Genomic DNA, 24,221 nt, shown 5'->3' on the forward strand with positions numbered 1-24,221 from the left:
CCTACTGACGAAGAAGCCCTCTCCCGAGACCGGGAGAGGGCTTCTTGCCGTGCCGATCCGGGTTACAGGCGCACCCGGCCGTAGCCGTACGGGCTCATCATGTCGACGCTGGCGACCTTGACCACCTCGCCGGTGGTCGGCGCGTGGATCACCTTGCCGCTGCCGACGAAGATCGCCACGTGCCCCAGGCCCGAGTAGAAGACCAGGTCGCCTGGCAGCAGTTGCGAGCGGCTGATGTGGGTGACCTCGCGCCACTGCGTCGCGGCCTGGTGGTAGAGGCTCACTCCCGCGGCGCGCCACGCGGCCAGCGTCAGACCCGAGCAGTCGTACCCGCTCGGCCCGTCGGCGGCCCACACGTACGGCTTGCCCAGCTGCTTGTATGCGAACGCGACGGCGATGCCGGCCTTGCCCTGGTACTGGGGAATGGAACCGGTGTAGGTGGACGACTTCTCGTCGACCAGGCCCGCCTTGCGGCGCAGTTCCTTGAGTTTGGCCAGGTCCTTCTCGATGCCCTTGCGCTGGGTCTCGACCGCGGTGAACCGGGTGGTCTGCTCCTGCAGCCGCGCGTCCAGCGCCGCCTTGACCTCGAACCGGTCGCCGGCCGCCTGGTGCGCCTCGTCGATCTGTGCCCGCTGACTCGTCGCGAGCTGGTCCAGGGCGCTCAGCCGGGCCAGCAGCTTGCCGTCGCCGGACGAGTCCAGCAGCGCGTTCAAGCCGCTGAACGATCCGGTGCGGTAGGCGGTCACCGCGATCCGCGCGACGTTGCCCTCTGCCTGGTCGGCCTTGACCTCCAGCGGGCCGAGTTCGCGTTCGAGCGCGGCCGCCTCGGTGCGGGTCTGCTTCAGTTGGGTGTTGAGCTTGTTGTACTGCTCGACGACCTTCTCCAGCTGCTCGGACTTCTCCGAGATCTGCTTGCGGAGGTCGGCGGCGCTGGGCGCGGCGTGCGCGGGCGCGCCGGTCGCGAGCAGTCCGATGATCAGTGCTCCGGCGGGGGCGAGCAGGCGCGCGGCAGCGCGCCAGCCCCTGCCATGGGGGGATGACAAGGTGTGGCCCTTCTCCGTAGCCGCCTACCGAGTTAGCTGACGGGTTCGGGCGAAGGGCGCCCTACTGCGATCACTGAGCGTGACCGCTGATTCACCCCGATAACCTGGGTCCCCGGCTCGCCCCACCCACACGGGGTATCGATCTTCGCGATCGCTTGGCGACTCGGCGGCGCTGGTCCGGTGCCACCCGGGGGTGGGCGGCGGACAACCGGTCCAGTGCCCGCCACGGTAACCCCGGGATCGGGCAAGCCCAAGTGCGTAATGGGCGAAGTGCCCGACCTGGTAATGGATTGCGGGAAAAGTTCCGTCACATTAGGTGACTCCTGAACGCACATTAGGTTCAGGGAACGTGCCAATCTGACAGGTGGCTGATTGAGAGACTTCACAACGATGCCTGTCTCGGTCACACTGAGGTCACGAGGCAGCCGGGAAGTCCAGCGACGGACGGCTAAGCGGCGGCTCGGCAGTGCCACCAAGCACAACGGAAAGACCGACACCCGGCGGCCACCGGATGTCGGTCCATTGCTCCACCACACGCCAGGTGTCGCCACCTCCGCGGGCACCACCACCAGCCGGGCCCGCGCATCGAGCAGTTGGGAGACTTCCATGGAGCCTACACGGGCGCCGGAACGGCCACCAGAACAAGCGATCGTGACCATCCGCCCCGGGCTGCACATCTCGTCGACCTGCTTCCAGGTCGGCGGGCGTCACTTCACCCTCAGCGCCATCGGGAACGTCCACACCCGACAGGCCGGGCACGACCCGCTGACACGTCGCGCCGGCGCGATGGCCGTGGTCGGCATGGTCCTGCTCGGGGCGTTCGCGCCGCTGCTGCAGCCGACCGGCATCGTCGCCGCGGTCGCCGTGCTCAGCGGCCTGGCCGTGCTCACGCTGGTCAGCGCGCGGCGGCGGCCGCGGCGGCTGGAGCTGTGGGCCGACTACCACGGGCATCCCACCCAGCTGTTCGTCAGCGACGACTGGTGGCTGTTCCACGCGGTGGAGCGCTACCTGCGCCGCAGCCTCGTCGAGGCGCGGTTGGGCCACCTGACCCTGCCGCGGCCCCGGCCGAGCCGCGGCGTGCCGCACCCCTCGAACATGCACCCCTCCCGGCTGACCCCGGGTGGGAGCCGGGCCGGCTGGGAACGCGCCGCCTGACCCGCGTGCCTCAGCGGGCGAGCCGCCGCCGCACACCGCGGCGACGGCCCGCCTGCCGTCCGGGGCCGGTGCCCGCCGGGCACCGGCTCACTCGGTTCTGATGATCGTGAACGCCTCGGCCACGCGGCCGGGCAGGCCGAGCGACTCCGCCAGGCCGCCCAGCCGCTCGCGCAGCATCAGGTCAAGATCGTGCAGGTGGGCCGTCTGGGATACGTGTGCCCGGAGCGCGGCGAGCTTGCGGTCGAAGGTGTCGGTCACGTCGACCGCGTGGTCGGGGTCGGGACCGCCCGAGTACCAGATCTCCCGCACGGTCCAGGCTTCCAGGCCCGCCGCGGCCAGCTCGGGGTGCGCGAACGGGTTGCGGGCGTCGGGGTAGACGGCGCAGGTCACCGCCTCGCCCACGGCCAGGTGGTCGGGGTGGCTCGGCCCGGCGATGCGGTCCCAGCGGCGCAGCGGGGCACTGGTCAGGATGCGGTCGGGCCGGGCCCGCCGGATCGCGGCGACGAGGTCCTTGCGCAGGGCCAGGCTCGGCGTGACCGAGCCGTCGGCGTACCCCTCCAGGAAGTCGACCTGCTTGACCCCGACGGCGGCCGCGGCGGCCCGCTGCTCGGCCTCGCGCAGACCCGGCATCTCATGCCGCGGCGTCTCGTCGAAACCGCCCGCGTCACCCCTGGTGACCAGCAGGTACGACACCTCGATGCCCTCGTCCACCCAGCGGGCCACCGTGCCTGCCGCGCCGAAGTCGACGTCGTCGGGATGGGCGAAGACGCACAGCACGCGCTGCACGTCGGCGCAGGGTGCGGCGGAGACAGGGAAGCTCATGCCGCCGAGCATATGCCGCACGCTGCGGCGGACCGCCGTGTGGTGATCAGTGGAGTTCGCCGGCGACCTGTGCGATGTACGCGAGCGAGTCGGCCTCGCTGAACGCCGCGTCGGTGATGCGGCTGAACGCCTCCTGGTATGGCGCGGCGACCTCGCCGCGCTCGAGGAACTGCCCGCGGTCGCTGGGCAGCGCGAGGGCGTTGCTCATCTCCAGGTACACCACGACATCGGACGTCGTGCCGAAGGGAAAGCCCATCAGGACGAACGTGGGCTCCAGTGTGTAGACGCCCGCGCTGAACGGCAGCACCTGCAGGCAGATGTTCGGCCGGGTGCCCAGCGCGACCAGGTGGAGCAGTTGCTCACGCTGCACCTGTACGCCGCCGGTGACCCGCCGCAGGGTGGCCTCCTCCAGCACCACGCGGACCCGGGGCGGGTCGAGCCGTCCCAGCACGTGTTTCTGGCGACGCATCCGGATGGTGACGAACTCCTCTTCCTGGCGTGTCTGGGCCCAGTCCGGCTCCAGCGTGCGGATCACCGCGCGCGCGTAGGACTCGGTCTGAAGCAGCCCCGGGATGAGCATCGAGTTGTAGAAGGACAGCTCGGAGGCACCGTCCTCCAGGCCGATAAAGGTTGCGAAACGCGGTGGCAGGTCGGCGTGCTCGGTCCACCATGATCTTTGACGCGAAGCTCGGACCAGGGTCTCCATCTCCGACACCTCGGAGGCGTCGTTCACGCCGTAGAGCTGCAGTAGAGCCCGCACGTCCGTCACTGTCATCCGCACCGCGCCGTTCTCGATTCGAATGATCTTCGAAAGCGACCATTCGAGCTCGTTCGCCACCTGCTCCTGGGTGTAGTCCGAACTCTCACGGGCCGACCGTAGAGCGTGGCGCAACCGGAGGCGCGCAACTGTCGGACTCTGTCCGCCGCTCACGTTGATCTCCGCCTTCCGCTGGTCGGACTGCGGCACGTCGCCGTCTTGTTGCGACACGCCAGGTGGCTACTTGCGACAGTTCCTTTCGGCGAGTTTACTTGTACCGTGTTGCGCCTGCCAGCACTCGTTGTGCCATGGGTGGGCGCCGATCCGATCTTGACAAGATAATCTGGGAGTCTTGGTGACGTCTGTGCTGCATGCCGTGTGGAAGAAGAGCCGCCGGTGCGAATCCGGGCACTGTGTGGAGATCGCAGACCTTGCCGTCGCGGTCGGTATCCGCGACTCGGTCTCGCCGCAGCAGCATTTGATCATCTCGCCGGAGTCGTTCCGCATTTTTGTGGACGGGGTGAAGTCGGGCGAGTTCGACCGGGTCTGAAGCATCTTTTGCATGAGTGAAAGGCACGTCGCCGTATTCGTGTGACGTGCCTTCGTCGACTCCCGGGGTTCGGATCCGTGATTCATTCACTGGATGCCGCGGCACCGCCGGTTGCCGACGCAACCGGCTATATCCCACTCCCTCCTCTTGTGTCACAGTGGTGGGCGGGGATCTGGATGCGAGGCATGAGGCGGGTGCCATGTCCGAGAAGAAGACTGACCGAGGGTGGGTGACCGCTCAGGCGTGTGAGTCCGCGCACTGCGTCGAGGTTTGCTTCGACGGGGCCAGCGTGCTGGTGCGCAGTTCACGGGAACCTGACGGTCCCTGGCTGACGTTCGACCGCGAGGAGTGGCGTGTGTTCTGCGCCGCTGTCGCCGGAGGCGAGTTCCGCGACTGACCACGGGTCAGTGCAGGGCGTTGCCGACGATGGTCCACAGTCGCAGCGACGCCTCCCGGGCGCTGGGCCGCGCCAGCGAGTTCTTGTCCATGCAGGCGCGGCACAGGTCGGAGACGGCCTGCGGCAGGCCGGGCACGGCCAGCACCGGGGTGGGCGCCAGCCGGCGCAGCGCGGTGGTGCCCTGCGGGCTGCGGTTGTGCCCGGCATACGGCGACTTGCCGGTGAGCGCTTGGTAGAGCAGCGCGCCGAGGGCGTACACGTCGTCGGAGGGGTTCGCGTACAGCGGCATGCCGGTGCTGACGATGAGCTCGGCCAGTCCGAAGTCGACCACCTTCGGCCCGGTGGTGGTGATCATGACGTTGCCGGGCGTGAGGTCGCGGTGCACGACGCCGCGCCGGTGCGCCACGGCGAGCACGTCGGCGGCGGTGGCGGCGACCCGCACCGCGCCGGCCCACGGCAGCGGGCCGCCGAGCAGCACGCTGGTCAGCGCCTCGCCCTTGAGCAGTTCCAGGGCCAGGTAGCCGATGTCGCGACCGTCCGGCCCGGTCTCCACGCCGACGTCGAGGACCTTGGGCACGTGCGGGTGGCGCAGCCGATCGGTCATCGCGGCCTCGTGCCGGATCAGCCCGGAATAGCGGTCGTCGACCACCTTCACCGCGAGCCGGCGGCCGGCCGTGGCGTCGACGGCCTGGTACACAGTGGATACTCCGCCCCGCGCCAGTGGCCTGGTCAGCACGTATCGCCCTGCCAGCGCCGTACCGATCGGGACCTCCACGGGCGGGATTCTTCCGCAATCAACGACACAAAGCCATTGAACGTACTTGAAATCTTCGCTAAATGATTATCCGCCGGCGCAGCTTCCCCACAGGCCACGCCGCTGCGCCCGCGCCTGCTCGACGGCGTCGTGCAGGTCCTGCTGGTGCGCCAGGTTGGGCCGGATCGCCAACTCGCGAACGGCCCCGAGGGCGGCCAGTTCGCCGTTGACGAACCGGCCGTCGGCGGTCCACGCGTAGACCAGGCGGCGGCCGTACGGGTCGAGGCGCTGGGCGTCGGGCAGCAGCCACAGCCGCGCCCCGTACGGGGCCAGTTCTTGCAGCTCGGCGCGGGCGGTCTCGGCCCAGCACTGCGGGCTGCCGTCGGCGCCGTGCAACTCGGGGGCGTCGATGCCGAGCAGCCGCAGCTGGACGGGCTCCGTGACGTCGATCACCGGACCCGGCTGATCGGCCGTGACCTGGAGCGAGTCGCCGTCGAGCGGGAAGTCCACCCGCACCGCCTGTGCTCCGGCGGGCGGCCCGGTGGGACGGGCGGACGGGCTCGGCGAGACCGTCCCGGACGGCGGCGGGGAATCGGGCCGGCTGTAGGCGTGCCACAGCCAGCCACCCGCGGCGAGCACGAGCACCACCAGCCAGAACAGCGTCGCCCGCCGCTCACGGCGTCGCCCGTTTTGTCGTGTTCGCCCCACCGGCCCATCGTCGCACTGCCGTCCGGCGCCGCGGGCTCCGTCGGCCGCCCGCGGTCGGGCTGCAGTTTCGGGGAAACTGCAGCCTCAGACGGCCCGATACCTGCAGTTTCCCCGAAACTGCAGCCACGGTAGGAGCGTGGAGTGACTTGTGTCGCGCACGTTTTAGTTGTGCACGATCTAAATCGTCGTTAGGTTCGGGGCATGACTCCTCTTTACACGGCCGTCGCGACGGCCAGCGGTGACGGACGTGACGGCAAGGTGCGCAGCTCGGACGGGCTGCTGGAGGCGGCCGTGGCGACGCCCGTCGAGCTCGGCGGAGCGGGCGGGGCCACCAATCCGGAGCAGCTGTTCGCCGCCGGGTACGCCGCCTGCTTCCACTCCGCGCTGCGGCTGGTCGCCCGGCGGGCCAAGGCCGACGTCGATGGCTCCGAGGTGACCGCGCACGTGGGGCTCGGCCGCGACGGCGCGGGGTTCGGCCTGTCCGTCACGCTGGAGGTCGCCCTGCCGGGCGTGCCCGCCGACACGGCGCGCCAGCTGGTGGACACCGCGCACCAGGTCTGCCCCTACTCGAACGCCACCCGCGGCAACATCGACGTGCAACTCGTGCTTCGCTGAGACCATGACCCGCGCCGACCGCCCGGAACCCGGTGACCTGGACCTGCAGAAGCAGGTCTGCTTCGCGCTGTACGCGGCCAGCCGCGCGCTGACCGCGGTCTACCGTCCGGTGCTGGAACGGCTCGGCCTGACCTATCCGCAGTATCTGGTGATGCTGGTGCTCTGGGAGCGCGGGCAGACCTCGGTCAAGGCGCTGGGCGAGTCCCTGCAGCTCGACTCGGGCACGCTGTCCCCGCTGCTCAAGCGGCTGGAGGCGGCCGGTCTGGTGGACCGGGCCCGCGACCCGCGCGACGAGCGCTCCGTGGTGGTCAGCCTCACCCCGGCCGGCGACGGCCTGCGCGCGCGGGCCACCGGCATCCCGCGGGCCATCGCCGAGGCCACCGGCGTGCCCGCTTCCGAACTCGCTTCGCTGCGTGACACGCTGCGCAAGATCACTGAGGCGGCCACGGCCGCCCCGGACAAGGAGACGACGTGACCGTCGGACGTGAGATCCACCTGGCTTCGCGCCCCGTGGGCATGCCCACCCCGGACAACTTCCGCCTGGTCGAGGTTGACGTGCCGGAGCCCGCCGAGGGCCAGGTGAAGGTGCGCAACCTGGTGATGTCGGTGGACCCGTACATGCGCGGGCGGATGAACGACGCGAAGTCGTACGTGCCGCCGTTCGCGGTCGACGCGGTGCTCGACGGCGGGGCCGTCGGCGAGGTCGTCGAGTCGCGCTCGCCCGACCTGAAGCCCGGCGACCTGGTGCTGCACGGCTACGGCTGGCGGGAGTGGGCCGTCGACGACGCCCGGCGCTTCCGCAGGCTCGACCCTGTGGCCCCGCCGAGCGCCTTCCTCGGCGTGCTCGGCATGCCGGGCCTGACCGCATACGTCGGCCTGCTCGACATCGCCGCGATGAAGCCCGGCGACACGGTGTTCGTGTCCGGCGCGGCGGGCGCGGTCGGCAGCCTCGTGGGCCAGCTCGCCCGGCTCAAGGGCGCCGCCCGCGTCATCGGCAGCGCCGGCAGCGCGGCGAAGGTCGCCCACCTCACCGGCGACCTCGGCTTCGACGCCGCGTTCAACTACCGCGACGGCGACGTGTCCCAACTGCTCAAGCAGGCCGCGCCGGACGGGATCGACGTCTACTTCGACAACGTCGGCGGCGACCACCTCACCGCGGCCATCGCGCGGGCGAAGCCGTTCGCGCGGTTCGCGCTGTGCGGTGCGATCTCGGCGTACAACGAGCCGGTGCCGGGGCCGGACAACATGACCCTGATGATCGGCAAGCGGCTCACCATGCGCGGCTTCATCGTGAGCGACCACAACGACCGCATGGCCGACCTGGTCCGCGAGGTCGGCGCCTGGTATGCGGCCGGCGCGATCAAGGCCGAGGAGACCGTGGTCGAAGGCCTGGAGAACGCGCCGGAGGCGCTCACCGGTCTGCTGCGCGGCGCGAACACCGGCAAGATGGTGGTCAAGCTCTAGCCGTCCGGCGGTCGTCACGGGGCATCGCACAGCGTGACCGGTCATTAGGATGCCCCGGTGACGATCATCGGCCGACCCGCGCCGTCCTCGGCGGCTCACGCCGCGGCCTTCCCGGAGGTCGAGGACGCGCGGGCGTGGTGCCGGGAGGGCGACTGGAACGCGCTGTCCGCCCTGTTCGCGCGGTTGCGCACCGTCGACGACGTCTACTTCATGGCCCGGGTCGTGGGAGATCTGCCGGAGGCGGACGCGTTCCTCTCCGACGTCGCGCAGGCGCAGCCGTCGGCGCCGCTGCCCAAGGTGCTGCTCGCCGCGCGCGCCATCGGGCTGGCCTGGCAGGCCCGCACCGGCGCGCGGGCGGAGAACGTCAGCCGGTCACAACTCGACCGGATGCACGCCCACCTGCGCCGCGGCGAGCAGCTGCTGATCGAGGTCACCGCCCGTGATCCCGCTGACGGCGCCGCCTGGGCGCTGCGCATCACCAACGCGCGCGGGCTGGAACTCGGCCAGGCCGAGGCCAGGCGGCGCTACGACCGCCTCGCCAAACACCATCCGCACATGCACGGCGCGCAGGCGCAGCTGCTGCAGCAGCTGTGTCCCAAGTGGAGCGGATCGTGGGAGTCGGCGTTCGCGTTCGCGCGGGCGTGCGCCGCCGACGCGCCCGAGGGCGGCCTCAACGCCGCGCTGATCGCCCAGACGCACATCGAGTACTGGCGGGAGCTGCGCGGCAGCGAGCGGTCGGGCTACTTCCGCCGGTCCGACGTCGCGCAGGAACTCGCGGCGGCCGCCGCCCGGTCGGTGCTGCACCCGGCGTACCGGCCGGTCTACGGCTGGGTGACCGCCCACCACCACTTCGCGGCGGCCTTCAGCCTGGCCGGTGACCACCGGCGGGCGCGCGCCCACTTCGACGCGCTCGGCGACCTGACCGACCGTTACCCGTGGGCCTATCTCGGTGACCCGGCCGCGCAGTTCGCCGAGCACCGCGCCCTCGCGGCGCGCCAGGGCCGGCCGTGATCGAGCGGACCGAGGTCGACGGGGTGCCCACCCTGGTCGCGCCGTCCTCCGGGCAGGCCGCGGCCGGTCTGATCTTCCGGGTCGGCCAGGCCGACGAGACGCTGCCGCTGCACGGCATCACCCACCTGGTGGAGCACCTGGCACTGCACGACAGCGGGTTGTCCGACTACCACTACAACGGCGAGACGACGTCCGTCTACACCCACTTCCACCTGCGCGGTTCCGAGTCCGATGTGGTGGGATACCTCGGCAAGGTCTGTGCCGGGCTGGCCGAGCTGCCGATGCACCGGCTGGAGATCGAGAAGGAGATCCTGCGCACCGAGAGCCGCAGCCGCGGCGGCACGACCGCGCTGCCCCTGCGGCGGTACGGCGCGCAGGGCTACGGCCTGCCCAGCTACCCCGAATGGGGCCTGGCCCGGCTGCGCCCCGAGGACCTACGCGAGTGGGTGGAGACCTACTTCACCCGCGACAACGCCGTGCTGTGGATCGCCGGCAACGGGGTCCCGGCCGGCCTGCGGCTGCCACTGCGGCCCGGGGTACGCCGGCCCGCGCCCGCGCCCACGTCGGCCCTGCCGTCGACGCCCGCCTGGTTCACCGGGGACGACACCAGCGTGGTCTTCAGCGCGGTGGTCCGCCGCAGCACGGCCGCCAGTGTCTACTCCGGAGTGCTCGAACGGGAGCTGTTCCGCGACCTGCGGCAGGAAGGCGGCTACTCCTACACCGCCACCGCGACGTACGAGCCCCGCGGCGACGGCTTCGCCACGGTCACCGCGTACGCGGACGCGCTGCCGGAGAAGCAGGGGGCCGCGCTCGGCGGCATGGTCGACGTGCTGGCCCGGCTGCGGCACGGCGCCATCGACCCGAGCGGCGTCGCCGCCGTACGCGCGAAGTCCCTGGAGAAGCTGAACCACCCCGAGATCGAGGCGGCCCGCCTGCCCGCACACGCCCTGAACCTGCTCACCGGCCAGCGCAACCTGACCGTGGACGAGCTGCGGGCGGAGCTCGCGGCCGTCACCGTCGAGCAGGTGCACGCGGTCGCCGCCGAAGCCGCCGACGCGGGCCTGCTGCAGACACCTCACCGCACCACGGCCGACTGGGCCGGGTTCACCGCCGCTCCGGCGTCGTCCGCGCACGAGGCGGACGGCAACCGCCACCCGCATCGGGAGGACGGGGACGTGGAGCTGGTCATCGGGCCGGACGCGGCGAGCATCGTGCGCCCCGGGTCGTGCGCCACGGTCCGCTACGACGCGTGCGCGGCCATGCTGACCTGGCCCGACGGGGCTCGCCGGCTCATCGGCGACGACGGCATCGTGCTGCACCTGGAACCCGCCATGTGGGCGGCGCCGGCCGCCGAGCTGGCCGTGCCGGACACCGCCGTCGACCCGTCCCGGCAGGTCCCGATGCCGCCTCGCGACCCGGCCACGATTCCCCGGCCGGGCGCCGGGCGGGCCGATGCCGGGGCCGGTCGCAACCCCGGCGAGATCATCGCGATCGTGCTGCTCCTGCTGGTCGCCGTCGCGCTGGGCACGTTCAGCGTGCTCCAGGCCGTCACCGCCGCCACCACCGGCGGCAAGCCGCACGACCTGTCGCTGCTCGGCGGCGCGGTGGTGGGCGCCGCCCTGTTCGCGACGCCGGTGGTGCTGCTGCTGCGCCGCCGCCGGTGACCCCGCGCCGCCAGAGCTGAGACGGATCGCGGGCCGGTCGGCACCGCGGGTCTGACACCGCCCGGGAAACGAGGTCCCGGGCGGTGTCGACGGCTCAGCCTTTGAGCTTGCCCGTGCGCGCCGGGTCGAAGCTGGCGATGCAGGTCACCGCGCGGTCGCCGCCCGCCCAGCTCTCCACCGTCGGGTAGAGGTAGTACGTGTCCACGGCCGGGTCGTCCACCGCCGCCGGGGCATACGACTTCAGCAGGTCCGCGCAGCGCGGGTCGGCCTTCTTCTCGATCGCCTCGATGCCGGGGAAGCTGGTCTCGGTCAGCTTGAACTCGGCGTAGACCTCACCGTCGTGCGGCTCGGTGCACGGCACGACCGGCAGCTCCTCGATCTCGTCCTCGGTGCTGAGATCGTTGAGGCAGTCGCCGATGCGCAGCGAGTGCACGGACGTGTCGTCGCCGCTCGTCGTGCCGGTGGTGCCGGTGGTGCCGGTGTCGTTGTTGGCGGCCACGATCGCCACGCCGATCACGCCGCAGATGACCAGCGACCAGATCGTGCTGAGGACCAGGCCGGCGACGGCCATGCCCTTGCCGTTCTGGTTGCGCTTCTTGATCTGCGACAGCGCCACGAAGCCGAAGATGTAACCGAGCAGAACGCCGCCCATGACGCCGAAGACCAGCGAGGCGATGGCGAAGCCGTTGGTCCCCGACGGTGGCGGGGGCACCTGCGGGTAAGGGACACCGTAGCCGCCGGGCGGCGTCTGCTGCGGCGGGGCGCTGAAGGGCTGGTTCGCGGCGTACGGCTGGCCGGCGCCGTACTGCGGAGCCGTGCCGTACGGGGGGTTCGTGCCGTACGGCGCGTAGGGGTCGGCAGGCGGGCCGGACTGCGGCGCGGCCGGCGGCGGCACCGGAACCTGCGGATATGGCGGCTGCCCGAATGGCGGCGGAGTCGGTTCAGGAGAGGGGTAGCTCACCGACGGAAGTTATCACCGCCGACCGACGCCACGCGCGTGTGTTCTCGCCTGGTTGGACGGGTGAGCAGGCATTACCCGGCCCGGGGAGGGCCGTGCGGAGGTGGTGCGCCCGGCAGGACTCGAACCTGCGACCTGAGGATTAGAAGGCCCCTGCTCTATCCAGCTGAGCTACGAGCGCGCGATTGAAGGCTACCGTGCGGGACGACCGGCGTGATCGGCTACCCGGCGGAAGTTGACCACGATCCTAGGGCAGTGACACGCCGCCGAACAGCGACTTATGTTCATGATCGACCCGGCCGTGGGGTCAGCGGAGCTGGGTCTGGAGCCAGTGGGCGGACTCGGCGAAGAAACGGTCGCGGGCGGGCCGCCGGGACAGCGTCAGGTCGTGCTTGCCGCCCTCGATGCGCACCACCGTGACGTCGCGGCCCAGGGCCGGCGCCCAGCGCACGATGTGGTCGACGTTGAGCACGGCGTCGGTGTCGTGGGCCAGCTCCGACCACTGCCGCTGCCGGTAGGACGCCGTCGAGCAGCCCACGAGCACCGGCACCTGCAGCCCCAGCCCGGCGTGCAGCCGGCGCTGGCCGCTGCGGATCGCCTTGAGCCAGGCCACCCGGACCGGGAAGCCGCTGACCGGCTTCCAGTCGACCCGGTAGTCCCACTCGCCGTCGTGGTCGCGGTGCAGGCTGCGGCCGTACAGGCCGGGCAGGTTCAGCGGCACCACCCGGTACGGCGCGCGCTGGGCCAGCGAGCCGACCGCCGACACCGCCGGGCGGCGCATGAACCACGGCGCGTTGATGTCGAAGAACGGGCTGTTGAGGAGCAGCCCGTCGACGAGCCGGGCGTCGGCGCGGGCGTGCGCCCACAGTGCGGAGATGAGGCCCCCGGTGGAGTGCGCGGCGACCACCATCGTGTCGTGGCCGTCCTCCTCGCGGATGATCCGCGCCGCCTCGTCCAGCTCGGGGAAGTACTCGTCCATGCTGCGGGTGAAGTTGGGCGTCTGGTGCGGCAGCAGGCTGCGCCCGTACTTGCGCAGGTCCAGGGCGTAGAAGTCGTAGCCGCGCTCGACGAAGAAGTCGGCCAGGTGGGTCTGGAAGAAGTAGTCGGTGAATCCGTGCAGGTAGAGCACCGCGCGGCGGGTGCGTTCCGGCGCGCGCCGGCTGACCAGCGTCGCGACGACCCGGCCCTGGTCGTCGTCGGGGAGTTCGATGACCCGCTGCAGGTACGGCTCGCCCAGGATGTCGGTCTGCACGGCGCCTATGTTACCGCGAAGTAGGGGAACGGTCATAGCAGATCAACTCCATGATCAGGCCGTTATCCCCAAGCCGGGCCTCATCCACAGCCGGCCGCACGCGGCGATGGCCCGGACCCGTGCCCTCGGCGCACCCTCTGTGGCATCGGACGCCGAGAGGAGAAATAGCAGTGTTTGACACGAACATCACGATCTTGTGCATAGTGCTGACTACGGGCAGATCCGAACGTGGCTGTAGTCAACCGTCTTCGTCAGTCATATCCGTGGGCCATCGGCGGTGGCGAAAAGTCCCCCACCAACGTGAAGGTGGCGCTTACACGCCGCGCCGGGTCCTAGCGCTCATACCTCCGGCACGCGCCTGATCGCGCCCGACCGGCAGCCAACCACCGACGCCATGTTTGACGCTCAGAGGGGTGAGCCCTTCGGTTTGAAGGGCTCACCCGTTCAGTTGCCTGTAGCTAGTTGTGGCTGATGTTCGTGTAGGAGCTGCACATATAGGAGGCCGTTGCTCAGGCCGGCTATGTAAAAACGGACGAGGCTGGTGCTAAGCATCGACCTCGCACCGCGTCAATGAGCTAGCTCATGAACCATCGTCGTCGGACTGATGCCGGAGTTGACCGTAGTAGGCATAAAGCGAGACCGCCACCAGGAGAGCGCAGACCCCTAGCGCTGCCGTAGACGGCAACCTTGTTATCGAGATAAGCCAACGCCCTACGGTACCAGGCGAAATCTGTAAGCCCAGCAGTAGGAAGCTGAGCATGGCTACAGGCATCCAATACAAGGATCCCAAAGAAATGACCGCTATATAGGTCGCGGCAGTCATCCAAAGTGTATTGGAGACAATCACAAGGCTTTCGTAGGACCGAATAGCTGGAATTAGCGACAGAAACGACACGATTATTGCCCCGGCCGCAGTCCATGCCCTAAAAAATGGCCCCACCCGTGCCAGGCTCATAGTAAGGGGCCAAAATCTGTCCACAAGCATGTTGCCGTGCAGCAAGGCCAAGATCGCTGGGAGAGTTAGCGGAACTGGCAGTCCTTCCGATCCGAAAGGGAAATCGATCGATACGTCCGACCACATTGCGATAGCACAACTGCCAGCCGAGGAAAGTAGCAGAGTCGAAAGAAAGTTGTGCGCCTTGCTGATCGTCCGCCAGCCTGAGAATCTAGAACGGAAGGTCAATGGAATCAAGATCGCAACTCTTTAGCTTAGGGTATGTTGCCTTAGCCCATTCATTCCAGGCGTTCGAAGTGACCCAGCCTTGAACCGGATCCGCGGATCCTGAACCCGGTGCCACTTGCGCAAAAGTAGAAGAAGCGGACGACCGCTCGAACAGGCCCATAGCAATAAGCCCTTGAGCGCGAAGGGCCTTGACGGGCGGAGTCGTTGGTGAGAAGTAAGCGGGGCACGCAGCTGGCATGGCTAAAAATGACGCGATGCGATCGGCGGAAATGTCGGATGCATTTACCTCATCCACAGTGAAAATAAACAACCCTGCGTCTAACTTTGCGGGCACCCCCGGAACCTCCTGGTAGAACGTGTCAGGAACCTGAATGCCAAGTTGACTGAGCATGCCTGCTTGTTCCGCCAATCCCTTAGCCAGTGGCTTCAGCGGCCTTGTGGTTCCTTCGGCGAGGCACACGCGCGGGGCAGCGCCGTCGCATACATAACCGGGGGCCACGTCGGCGATCCTGAAACGCTCGCCTCCTACGTTGTCCAAAGCTATCAGCGAAACAACTAGCAGGACGGCTGGTGCGCTGCCGAGTGCCCAAATGGAAATGCTCTTAACGGGACTGAAGTAGGCAGACATTAGCATAAGTACGGCGGCGGTTGTGAAGAGGAGCGCAACGATTGTCAAGATTACAACTTGCGCGTCGTATTGCATTCCTATTAAGGAGCCGGTCACGCCACCGACCCGAAATATGGGTGGGACCGCGCCGGTAACTGCACCATAAGTTAGCGCAAAGCAAAGTATCACGGCAACGGGAGCAGCTACGAGAGAACGCCAAATTAGTCCAAGTGCGAGCCCGAGCGATCCGAAGGCGAGAAGTACAACTAAGCCTAAAGGAAATGCACTGTAGGGCAATGAGCCAGTAGGCGAAGTGCTCGCGGTAAGCGCCAGGGCACCAACCAATACAACGAGGTGAACCAGTGCAGCGACAGCCCAGGTCGAGAAAAGTACGTCAAGCAACGCACGGTTTCCTGAGACTCGCGAATCTAGTGTTCTACGCCACGACAGGCCACCAATACGCCGTGCCTCGAACGCGGTGACACCTGCGAGCAATGGTCCTGAAAGAATTGTTGTTCCATTAGCCCAGTCGACCGACCAAGCCCACTCTCCCATCCAGGGCGTACCCCGACTAAATAAAGCGATCAGTTCAACCCCTAGTAGTGCTGGTATCGCCTTCGCCGCCACGCTGCGTTTCATCCAAAGCCACACGGAATGAGCCATCTACCTTACCCCCGAACGCGCTCGCGTAACCAGACTCAAGAAGCCAGCCTCAGCAGCATCCCGTGCGTTATCCACCGGCGAGATGTTCCTCAACTGTTGGATGCTGTTAGAGAAAAGGATCGCGCCTTCGTGTAGTACGACCACCTTTGCGGCAAGAGCCTCGATATCCTCCATAATGTGACTACTTACGAAAACAAACTTAGCGTCAGCGAGTTCAGCGATCAAGTTTCGAATCGCGGAACGCTGCTCCGGATCCAGTCCTGTGGTGGGCTCGTCCAACAGCAAAACCTCCGGGTTGCCCATCAACGCTTGCGCTAGCCCGACACGCCTGATCATGCCTCCCGAAAGGGAACCCATCTTGTGCCTGAGCTTGCCTTCAAGCCCGACGGAGGCGAGCACGTCCCGGGCCATGCTCCACGCTGCGGCCCATTTCTGTCCCCGCAGATATCCCAAGTAGGTTACATACTCGTGCGCCGTAAATGACGGGTGGTATGCGAATGCCTGTGGCATGTACCCAATGTGCCTAAGACCTGCTTTGCGGGAGCCACGTTCATATAAATGGTGGTCTCCTACCGCAACAAGTCCATGCGTCGGCTTAAGCGATCCAGAGGCTATCGACAGCATCGTCGTCTTGCCCGCACCGTTAACGCCAACCAGCCCTGTAATTCCTGGTTCGAGGTGCAGTGATATTTCTTCAAGAGCCAGTTGTTTCTTGTAAAAATGGCTAACCGCATCTATTGCGAGCATTGATCTTCCCTGTTCGACATTTGTGGGCCTAAGGCAGCCTTAGGCCCACAAACGAATTCTCAGTAGCTGAACGTCGGGTAACCGGAGGTCGAGCAAGGGTCTGTCGAGAAGGAATGGTCCTCGCAAACCCGAACCCTACCTCGCGCGGAGTTCGAGTGAGAATTCAGCGGCTCAATAAGATTCTGATGACTCCAGCTAGCCGATGTAGTGTGAGACGTCTCGTCTGAGTAGTCCGTCCAGTACTTCGTTTCGCCGTTTTTCGCGTAGTAATACGTCCAATCAGTCCAGACGTATACTGACTCTCCGCCCGCTCTCAAATCGTATTGCCATGATTCGCTCTGAGCATATTGTTGATTTTTGTTCCAGAAGTCGCCGTGCGCCATCCCCTGAGCCACATTGTCTTCCCACACATAGTAGGGGAGAGACGCTGAACCCCAGGTGACCGCAGAGGCGGGGGCGGCCATGGCTATGCCGGCAGCGGTTGCGAACACGCCAACCGCTATACGCCAGTTTCGGTGCATAGAATTTCCCTACGTATTGAAGCATGACGGACTTCAGAATCGCCGCTCTTTCGAGTTGCGCATGGCGCGCTCACGCGAATGGACCGACCGTATGGCGCATTCAGTTCATCTAATAGCTGAAGGTTGGGTATCCGCTCGCTGAGCACGGGTCTGTTGCGAAGGAGTGATCCTCACAAACTCGAACCTTGCCTCGCGCCGAGTTGGATTGCGCCTTTAGCGGCTTGTCTATCGACTTGCTGGTCCAACTTGCCGACGTAGTGTGGGGAGTCTCGTCCGAGTAGTCCGTCCAATACTGCGTCGCACCGTTATACGTGTAGTAGTACAGCCAGTCGGTCCAGACATAAACCGACTGTCCTCCGGACCTAAGGTCATACTGGGAGGATTCGCTTCGGGCATACTGCTGATTCTGATTCTTGAAGTCGCCGTATGCCATTCCCTGCGCGACGCTGTCCTCCCACACATAGTATGGACTAGATGCAGTACCCCACGTGGTCGCCGAAGCCGGGGCTGCTAAGCCCAAAGCCGCGACGGTTGCAGCCACGCCGATCGCTGTTCGCCACTTGCGTTCCATTGTTCCTCCTGATGAGTCTTGTCACGAAAGCGCGTATTTGCGCAGTCGTCCCACGCCGGGGTGCCTGGCTGCGCTGGCCAGGCGCAAAGCAGCCCCGTGTGGATGCGGTACCCGATCAAGTGATCGTGATGGAGGAGGCTATCAGCGCTCTCGTTTGTGCACTGCCCCGACGACTTTTGGGCTCGGTAAAACGGCAGCCTCTCTCGGATTCGCGTCACAGTCTGTAGAAACGAGCCTGCTCAATTGGCGAAGCATCGAGTTCGCGATCCAGTGTGGGACTACGCTGTGTAGTTCATTACGTTTGTGTAACAACCTGGAACGGCAAGTCAGCAAGGGATCTTCGGCTTCTCGCTACTGGTGTTACCTACATCGTCAGACGATCTTCTGCACGGTGCTGACGACGGGCAAACCCCCAGCAGTGGCGAGCCGACGCCCAAGCGTCAAGGCGGCGCTGAAACGCCGTACCGTGGCCGCCGTCCATGCCGCAGATGTCAACCGGCACTCGGAACCCTCGCCAGAGCCGTCCCGGTCCACTCCCGCATGACCCGATAGACCGCGAGGGCGCGTGGATCTTCCGTGCAGACGTGCGGATCGCGCTCGCCTCACCCTGTGGAGCGGCACGGACCACGCGTTTCAAGGTCACCCTGATGAGCCGCCGGGCGGGCCGGGCCAGGCCGGTAAATCAGGGTCGGATCAAGTGATCGGATGGAGTGAATGGGCCCAGGTCAGGTTATCGTCGCGCGCATGAAAGCGGTTGGTGGCGGGTCCCGCTGGGGTTCCTGACGGTGGTGGGCGCCGTCGGCGGGCGAACCGCCGGGCCGACCGGCCGGACACCGACCACCTTGTCGGGATCGTCGACTTCGGCCGCCCGGAGTAGACCTGGTGGCGATGTGCACCGAGGGCGGTTGCGGCTGGCGGGCAGAGCCGGATCGCCGCGCGCACGTGCCGGAGCTGAGCCTGCGGAACAAGGCTGGCCGGGCACGGGCGGATCGCCGCGGACGTGATCCGGCTGACTGCGGACGCTTGACCCGCACCAGTGGCGCGGCCTACCGGATGGCCGAGCGCTCCCGCCCGGGATCTACGAGAGGTGGCATGTGTTTTAGCTCGCCCCACGATCGTGGGCAATGTCCTGACCGCGCCGGAGTGGCGGCGCACCAGCCAGTCCGGGCAGCTCGTGGCCAACTTCAAGGTGGCCTCCACGGCCCGGCGGCTGGACCGGGCCAACAACCGCTGGGTGGACGGGAACAGCCTGCGCGTGCGGGTCAACTGCTGGCGGCGGCTCGCCGAGGGCGTCGCCAGCTCGGTGATGGTCGGCGACCCCGTGGTGGTCGTCGGACGGCTCTACACCCGCGACTGGATCGACGAGGACGGCCAGCGCCGCGTGATGTACGAGCTGGAGGCGGCGGCCGTCGGCCACGACCTGTCGCGGGGCCGGGGCAGGTTCGCCCGGACCAAGCCGGGCACCTCGACCAGTGCGGTCGAGGACGGCACGGGCGAGAGCCGGGTGGGCGGCGAACAGACCGAGGCCGCGCCGGACATGCGGATCGGCCCGGACCCGAACGACCCGCTGTTCGCCGACGACGACGCGTCCTTCGGCGGCGCGTTCGACCTCGACGCGATCGCGTCGCTGCGCGGCGGCGGGCTGCAGGCCGAGCTCGTCACCGGTGAGCAGGACGCCGACGACGAGGACGCCGACGACGACCTCGACGAGGACGAGGCGGCGGCCCGCTCGCGGGTGCCCGTCGCGGCATAGACCCCTGGTGAGGGGGCATCGCCCGTTCCGCCGTCCGCGGTAGGGACGCGTGTCGGCGGCCCGCGGTAGCGGCGGGCGCGTCGCCGGGCGGGTGATGTCGGGCAGGGGAGGGGCGGCCGGCGGGCTTGCTGGGGAGGCCGGTCGCCCCGCTCCGGCATGACGGGGGGTCCAGCGCGTTCCCCTAGGCTGGGAGCATGAGCGGGATCTTGATCGCCGGCACGACGTCCGACGCCGGCAAGAGCGTGCTGACCGCGGGGGTGTGCCGCTGGCTGCACCGTCGCGGTGTGCGGGTGGCCCCGTTCAAGGCGCAGAACATGTCGAACAACTCGGCGGTCGTCGTCGACGGGCAGGGCCGCGGCGGTGAGATCGGGCGGGCGCAGGCGCTGCAGGCGGTCGCCAGCGGGCAGGAGCCGCAGGTGCGGTTCAACCCGGTGCTGCTCAAGCCCGGCAGCGACCACACCAGCCAGGTCGTGCTGCTGGGACAGGCGGTGGACACCATCGACGCGGCGAACTTCCGGCGGCTGAAGCCGGCCATGTCCGGTGCCGCGTTCGCCGCTTACGACGAGCTGCGGGCGGAGTACGACGTCGTGGTGTGCGAGGGCGCCGGCAGCCCGGCGGAGATCAACCTCCGCGACCACGACTACGTCAACATGGGGCTGGCCCGGCACGGGCGGATGCCCACGATCGTGGTCGGCGACATCGACCGCGGCGGTGTCTTCGCGGCCATGTTCGGCACCGTCGCCCTGCTCGACGCCGAGGACCAGGCGCTGGTCGCCGGGTTCGTGGTCAACAAGTTCCGCGGCTCGCGGGAGCTGCTCCAGCCCGGCGTGGACATGATCGAGGCGGCCACCGGCCGGACCGTGTACGGGGTGCTGCCGTTCGATGTGGACCTGTGGCTCGACGCGGAGGACGCGCTCGCGTACGGGCGGGTGCTCGGCCGGCCCGGCCCGGCCCGCGGGCAGGAGTGGCTGCGGGTCGCCGTGGTGCGGCTGCCGCACATCTCCAACGCCACCGACGCCGAGGCGCTGGCCTGCGAGCCCGGGGTGAGCGTGCGGCTGACCGTCGAGCCGGGCGAGATCGCCGACGCCGACCTGGTGGTGCTGCCCGGCACCAAGGCGACCGTGGACGACCTGCGCTGGCTCCGTGACACGGGCCTGGACCAGGCCGTGCTCGCACACGCCCAGGCCGGGCGGCCGCTGCTGGGCATCTGCGGCGGCTTCCAGATGCTGTCCGAGCAGATCGCCGACGAGGTGGAGAGCCGCCGCGGCGAGGTGGCCGGGCTCGGGCTGCTGCCGGTGCGGATCGTGTTCGCGCCGGACAAGACGCTGTCCCGGCCGACCGGGCACGCGCTCGGCGCGGACGTGCGCGGTTACGAGATCCATCACGGGCGGGTGGCGTACCGGGATCCGGCGCTGGCGTCGCTGATCACCCTGCCCGACGGTGACACCGAGGGCGTGGCCGCCGGCAACGTGTTCGGCACGCACTGGCACGGCGCATTCGAGTCCGACGAGTTCCGCCGCCGCTTTCTCACCCTGGCCGCGGGCCTGGCCGGGCGGCACGGGTTCGAGGTCGCGCCGGACACGAGCTTCGCAGCCATGCGCGAGGCGACCGTCGACCGGCTCGGTGACCTGGTGGAGGAGCACCTGGACACCGAGCGCCTGTGGCAGCTGATCGAGAACGGAGCGCCGGCGGGCCTGCCGTTCCTGCCGCCCGGCGCGCCGTCGCTCGGATGACGCGCCCTCGCCGCGCCCCCGGCTTGCACTTTTGGGGAAACTGCACGAGTTCGGGTGCCGATGACTGCGGTTTCCCTGAATCTGTCGAGTGGCAGAGCCGGAGAGGAGGGGTCCGGTGACGGGCGACGAGGTCGCGCGACTGCTGGCGGCGCCGCCGCGGCTCGGGCGCAGCCGGCTGGTGCTGATCGACGGGCCGAGTGGGGCCGGCAAGACCTTCCACGCGGCGCGGCTGGCGCAGGCGCTGGGCGAGCGGTCGGTCTCCGTGGTGCACACCGACGACCTGCTCGACGGCTGGGACGACCAGTTCACCTACTGGGCGCGCTTGGAGCGGCAGGTGCTCACCCCGATCCGGCTGGGCGCGCCGGGCGGTTACCACACGTACGACTGGCACCTGCGGCGCTTCGGCACCGAGTGGGTGACCGTGTGGCCCGCCGAGGTGGTGATCGTCGAGGGCGTGGGCAGCGCCCGCGCGCAGGGCCGGGCCTGGGCCAGCCTCACCGTGTACGTGGACGCCCCGCCCGCGGTGCGCCGGGCCCGCAGCGTGCTGCGCGACGGACCGGCGATGCAGCCGGCGCTGCGCGAGTGGCGGCGGCGCGAGTCGATCCACTTCGCGGCCGACGGCACCGCCGCGCTGGCCGACCTGCGCATCGACGGAGTCGGCTGAGCCGGGGCGGACGCCGCGGGCACCGGCCCCAACCGGCCGATCGCCGTGCAGGTCGTCCGGGGGCCGTGACAGGATCATCCTCATGACGACCCTCACTGTTGACGAGCTGCGCGCTGCGATCGAGCGCGAGCTCCCGGGGGTACGGGCCGACCTCGAGGCGCTCGTACGCATCCCCGGCATCGCCTTCGACGGCTTCGACTTCGCCCCGCTGGAGCGCTCCGCCCAGGCGGTCGCCGAACTCATGCGCGGCGTCGGGCTTGACGTGCAGGTCAGCCGGATCGGCGACGGGCACCCCGCGGTCATCGGCCGCCGCCCCGCACCGGCCGGCGCGCCGACCGTCCTGCTCTACGCCCACCACGACGTCCAGCCGGTCGGTGACCTGAGCAAGTGGGAGTCGGAGCCGTTCGAGCCGACCGAGCGCGACGGCCGCCTCTACGGCCGCGGTGCCGCCGACGACAAGGCCGGCGTCATGGCGCACATCGCGGCGCTGCGTGCCTTCGGCTGCGGCACCGACGACGACCGGCTGCCGCTGGGCGTGGTCGTGTTCGTCGAGGGCGAGGAGGAGTTCGGCTCCGACTCGCTGCCCGCCCTGCTGGAGAAGCACAAGGCCGAGCTGGCCGCGGACGTCATCGTCATCGCCGACTCCGGCAACTGGGACATCGGCGTGCCCGCGCTGACGACCTCGCTGCGCGGCATCGTGAACAGCTTCGTCGACGTGCAGGTGCTGGAGTCCGCGGTGCACAGCGGCATGTTCGGCGGCGCCGTGCCCGACGCGCTGACCGTGCTGTGCCGGCTGCTGGCGACCCTGCACGATGAGAACGGTGACGTCGCGGTGCCCGGCCTGGTCAGCGGCGAGGCCGCGCCGCTGGACTACCCGGTGGACCGTTACCGCGCCGAGGCGGGCATCATCGACGGCGTCGAGCTGATCGGCACCGGCCGCATCGTCGACCGGATGTGGACCAAGCCGGCGCTGGCCGTGCTCGGCATCGACGCCCCGCGCACCGCCGAGGCGCCCAACGCGCTGGTGCCGGCCGCCCGCGCCAAGCTGAGCATGCGGCTCGCCCCCGGCGACGACCCGAAGTCGGCGTACCAGGCGCTGATGGCGCACCTGGAGAAGCACGTGCCGTGGGGCGCGAAGGTCAGCTTCGAGTTCGAGCACGACGGCAACCCGTGCGTGATCGACGCCACCGGCAAGTACTTCGACGCGGCCCGCTCGGCGTTCGCGACGGCCTGGGACGGCACCGAGCCTGTCGAGATCGGCGTCGGCGGCTCGATCCCGTTCATCGCGACGTTCCAGGAGATGTTCCCGGGCGCGTCGATCCTGGTCACCGGCGTGGAGGACCCGCACGCCAAGGCGCACGGCCCCAACGAGAGCCTGCACCTGGGCGAGTTCGCCCGGGTCTGCCTCGCCGAGGCCCTGCTCCTGCACAACGTCGCCGAGGCCGCCAAGTCCTGACCGCGTAACCGCCCACTGCCTCCTCGCGGGGCAGTGGGCGGCCTGCGTGACCTCACCCCGTTCTGTCATAGACGTTGGCCTATTACATCGAGTTCGATCTTCTTTTTCTCGATGTAATAGGCCAACGTCTATTCAATGCGGGTCACAGGGCGGCGAGGGAGCGGGCGTAGTTGACCTGGGCGTGGATGTGGGCGACGACGCGCTGGTCGGTGACCGGGATGCGGACGACGTACTGGCGCGGGCCGTTGGTGATGATGACCTGGACCGTGCCGCTGTACCGGGTCTCCTTGGCGAGCAGGAAGAGCAGGCTCAGGAAGCAGAGCAGGAAGAAGCCGAGCACCGCGCAGACCACCGCCCAGGTGGGGATGCGCTGCTGGGAGTGCCACTGATCGCTGACCGCCCACTGTGAACCGCGCAGCGGGATCTCGCCCGACGGCGTGTGGATCGTGGTCGAGCTGACCGACACCTCGCCGAGCTGCACGAGCACCGGCCCGGGACCGGCCGCGGGCCGGCCGGGGGGTGTGGCCGGTGGCCGGGCCGCCGGAGCGGGGGTGTGCGGCAGCTGCAACCGCGGCGGCGCGGGCTGCGTCGGTTGCGTCGCACGCGCCGCGGGCGGCGGCGCGACCGGCGATGCCACGGGGGCGGCCGGAGCCGGTGGCGCGGCGGCCATCGGCGGCGTCCACGGCGACGGTGCGAGCGGGGGTGTGGACACCTGCGCGGACCCTACGGCGGGTGCGGCCGAGATCGGGGCGGTGGGTGCGAGCGGGGGTGTGGACACCTGCGCGGACCCTACGGCGGGTGCGGCCGAGATCGGGGCGGTGGGTGCGAGTGGTGCGGCGGGCGGGCTGGAGACCTGCGCGGGTCCCACCGCGGGTGGGGCGGAGATCGGGGCCGTCGGCGGGGTGGGGACGGACGCCGAGCCCACGGCGGGTGCGGACGGGATCGGCTGGGTCGGGTCGGCCGGCGGGGTGGCGAGGTAGACCACGGGCATGGTCGGCGGGGTCGGCGGCTCGCTCGGCGGTGCGGCGACGGGGACCTGGGCTGCGTCGGGCATCTCGGCGCGGGCGCGCGCGCCGAAGGCCTTCATCGGCTCGGTCGGCAGCGGCAGGGTCGGCGGCAGGTCGGGGCGCGGCTGGTCGGGCTGCTCGTCGGTCACACCGGCACCATAGCCGT

At 68.9% G+C, this 24,221-nt stretch carries 22 protein-coding genes, 1 tRNA gene and 1 riboswitch; of the genes, 12 read left to right on the plus strand and 11 right to left on the minus strand.

Going from position 1 to position 24,221, the window contains the following annotated elements; translation table 11 throughout:
* Positions 1 to 62 precede the first annotated feature (62 nt).
* Positions 63 to 1,043, minus strand: coding sequence for a C40 family peptidase (locus tag HAV39_RS19775; RefSeq protein ID WP_239120521.1), 981 nt, complete (start codon positions 1,041 to 1,043; stop codon positions 63 to 65).
* 5 nt (positions 1,044 to 1,048) lie between these two features.
* Positions 1,049 to 1,189: riboswitch (cyclic di-AMP (ydaO/yuaA leader) on the minus strand.
* Between the two features lie 505 nt (positions 1,190 to 1,694).
* Here HAV39_RS19775 and HAV39_RS19780 point away from each other — a divergent pair.
* A complete protein-coding gene (locus tag HAV39_RS19780) occupies positions 1,695 to 2,198 on the plus strand; it encodes a DUF6232 family protein (protein ID WP_191840666.1) in 504 nt (167 codons plus the stop codon).
* 87 nt (positions 2,199 to 2,285) lie between these two features.
* Here the strand turns inward: HAV39_RS19780 and HAV39_RS19785 are convergent, their stop codons facing one another.
* Entirely contained in the window at positions 2,286 to 3,020 is a 735-nt protein-coding gene (locus HAV39_RS19785; protein ID WP_191840667.1) for a PIG-L deacetylase family protein, read from the minus strand.
* Between the two features lie 46 nt (positions 3,021 to 3,066).
* Positions 3,067 to 4,008, minus strand: coding sequence for a helix-turn-helix domain-containing protein (locus HAV39_RS19790; RefSeq protein WP_191840668.1), 942 nt, complete (start codon positions 4,006 to 4,008; stop codon positions 3,067 to 3,069).
* Between the two features lie 124 nt (positions 4,009 to 4,132).
* Between HAV39_RS19790 and HAV39_RS19795 the strand changes: the two genes are divergently transcribed.
* Both HAV39_RS19795 and HAV39_RS19800 read left to right on the plus strand, forming a co-directional pair.
* Entirely contained in the window at positions 4,133 to 4,327 is a 195-nt protein-coding gene (locus HAV39_RS19795) for a DUF397 domain-containing protein (protein WP_203736212.1), read from the plus strand.
* Positions 4,328 to 4,526: 199 nt separating this feature from the next.
* Complete coding sequence (locus HAV39_RS19800; RefSeq protein WP_191840669.1) at positions 4,527 to 4,724, plus strand: DUF397 domain-containing protein; 198 nt, start codon at positions 4,527 to 4,529, stop codon at positions 4,722 to 4,724.
* Between the two features lie 7 nt (positions 4,725 to 4,731).
* Here the strand turns inward: HAV39_RS19800 and HAV39_RS19805 are convergent, their stop codons facing one another.
* Positions 4,732 to 5,499: a serine/threonine-protein kinase gene (locus tag HAV39_RS19805; protein ID WP_191840670.1), complete on the minus strand. Its 768-nt coding sequence runs from the start codon at positions 5,497 to 5,499 to the stop codon at positions 4,732 to 4,734.
* Positions 5,500 to 5,565: 66 nt separating this feature from the next.
* The gene (locus HAV39_RS19810) at positions 5,566 to 6,186 is read right to left on the minus strand and encodes a thermonuclease family protein (RefSeq protein WP_191840671.1); all 621 of its coding nucleotides are present in this window, start codon (positions 6,184 to 6,186) and stop codon (positions 5,566 to 5,568) included.
* A gap of 201 nt (positions 6,187 to 6,387) precedes the next feature.
* On the opposite strand from HAV39_RS19810, the gene HAV39_RS19815 reads away from it, so the two are divergent.
* The 5 genes from HAV39_RS19815 to HAV39_RS19835 are packed head-to-tail and all read left to right on the plus strand — an operon-like array spanning position 6,388 to position 10,940.
* Positions 6,388 to 6,801, plus strand: coding sequence for an organic hydroperoxide resistance protein (locus tag HAV39_RS19815; RefSeq protein WP_191840672.1), 414 nt, complete (start codon positions 6,388 to 6,390; stop codon positions 6,799 to 6,801).
* Positions 6,802 to 6,805: 4 nt separating this feature from the next.
* The gene (locus HAV39_RS19820; RefSeq protein ID WP_191840673.1) at positions 6,806 to 7,276 is read left to right on the plus strand and encodes a MarR family winged helix-turn-helix transcriptional regulator; all 471 of its coding nucleotides are present in this window, start codon (positions 6,806 to 6,808) and stop codon (positions 7,274 to 7,276) included.
* Entirely contained in the window at positions 7,273 to 8,265 is a 993-nt protein-coding gene (locus HAV39_RS19825; RefSeq protein WP_191840674.1) for an NADP-dependent oxidoreductase, read from the plus strand. The genes HAV39_RS19820 and HAV39_RS19825 overlap by 4 nt, the downstream gene beginning before the upstream one ends.
* Before the next feature lie 57 nt (positions 8,266 to 8,322).
* Positions 8,323 to 9,276, plus strand: a complete 954-nt coding sequence (locus HAV39_RS19830) for a hypothetical protein (RefSeq protein ID WP_191840675.1) — start codon at positions 8,323 to 8,325, stop codon at positions 9,274 to 9,276.
* Positions 9,273 to 10,940, plus strand: coding sequence for a M16 family metallopeptidase (locus HAV39_RS19835; RefSeq protein ID WP_191840676.1), 1,668 nt, complete (start codon positions 9,273 to 9,275; stop codon positions 10,938 to 10,940). The genes HAV39_RS19830 and HAV39_RS19835 overlap by 4 nt, the downstream gene beginning before the upstream one ends.
* Before the next feature lie 94 nt (positions 10,941 to 11,034).
* Here the strand turns inward: HAV39_RS19835 and HAV39_RS19840 are convergent, their stop codons facing one another.
* From HAV39_RS19840 to HAV39_RS19860, 5 genes are all read right to left on the minus strand, one after another.
* Positions 11,035 to 11,901 carry a DUF4190 domain-containing protein gene (locus tag HAV39_RS19840; RefSeq protein WP_191840677.1) on the minus strand — a complete coding sequence of 289 codons (867 nt, stop codon included), beginning with the start codon at positions 11,899 to 11,901 and terminating at the stop codon, positions 11,035 to 11,037.
* Positions 11,902 to 12,002: 101 nt separating this feature from the next.
* Positions 12,003 to 12,079, minus strand: a tRNA-Arg gene (locus HAV39_RS19845).
* 126 nt (positions 12,080 to 12,205) lie between these two features.
* On the minus strand, positions 12,206 to 13,150 hold the full coding sequence (locus HAV39_RS19850) for an alpha/beta hydrolase (protein ID WP_191840678.1): 945 nt from the start codon (positions 13,148 to 13,150) through the stop codon (positions 12,206 to 12,208).
* 1,166 nt (positions 13,151 to 14,316) lie between these two features.
* Positions 14,317 to 14,961, minus strand: coding sequence for a hypothetical protein (locus HAV39_RS19855; RefSeq protein WP_191840679.1), 645 nt, complete (start codon positions 14,959 to 14,961; stop codon positions 14,317 to 14,319).
* A 642-nt stretch (positions 14,962 to 15,603) separates the two neighbouring features.
* Positions 15,604 to 16,350: an ABC transporter ATP-binding protein gene (locus tag HAV39_RS19860; RefSeq protein ID WP_191840680.1), complete on the minus strand. Its 747-nt coding sequence runs from the start codon at positions 16,348 to 16,350 to the stop codon at positions 15,604 to 15,606.
* 2,206 nt (positions 16,351 to 18,556) lie between these two features.
* Here HAV39_RS19860 and HAV39_RS19865 point away from each other — a divergent pair.
* From HAV39_RS19865 to HAV39_RS19880, 4 genes are all read left to right on the plus strand, one after another.
* Positions 18,557 to 19,195: a single-stranded DNA-binding protein gene (locus tag HAV39_RS19865; RefSeq protein WP_425321549.1), complete on the plus strand. Its 639-nt coding sequence runs from the start codon at positions 18,557 to 18,559 to the stop codon at positions 19,193 to 19,195.
* 194 nt (positions 19,196 to 19,389) lie between these two features.
* Entirely contained in the window at positions 19,390 to 20,928 is a 1,539-nt protein-coding gene (locus HAV39_RS19870; protein WP_191840682.1) for a cobyric acid synthase, read from the plus strand.
* A gap of 115 nt (positions 20,929 to 21,043) precedes the next feature.
* Positions 21,044 to 21,592 carry a uridine kinase family protein gene (locus HAV39_RS19875; protein WP_191840683.1) on the plus strand — a complete coding sequence of 183 codons (549 nt, stop codon included), beginning with the start codon at positions 21,044 to 21,046 and terminating at the stop codon, positions 21,590 to 21,592.
* Positions 21,593 to 21,674: 82 nt separating this feature from the next.
* Positions 21,675 to 23,048: a dipeptidase gene (locus HAV39_RS19880; protein ID WP_191840684.1), complete on the plus strand. Its 1,374-nt coding sequence runs from the start codon at positions 21,675 to 21,677 to the stop codon at positions 23,046 to 23,048.
* Positions 23,049 to 23,190: 142 nt separating this feature from the next.
* Here the strand turns inward: HAV39_RS19880 and HAV39_RS42775 are convergent, their stop codons facing one another.
* Positions 23,191 to 24,204: a hypothetical protein gene (locus HAV39_RS42775; RefSeq protein WP_244958834.1), complete on the minus strand. Its 1,014-nt coding sequence runs from the start codon at positions 24,202 to 24,204 to the stop codon at positions 23,191 to 23,193.
* Between the last annotated feature and the right edge of the window lie 17 nt (positions 24,205 to 24,221).

Source organism: Catellatospora chokoriensis (assembly GCF_011297315.1).
Taxonomy (GTDB): Bacteria; Actinomycetota; Actinomycetes; order Mycobacteriales; family Micromonosporaceae; genus Catellatospora; species Catellatospora citrea.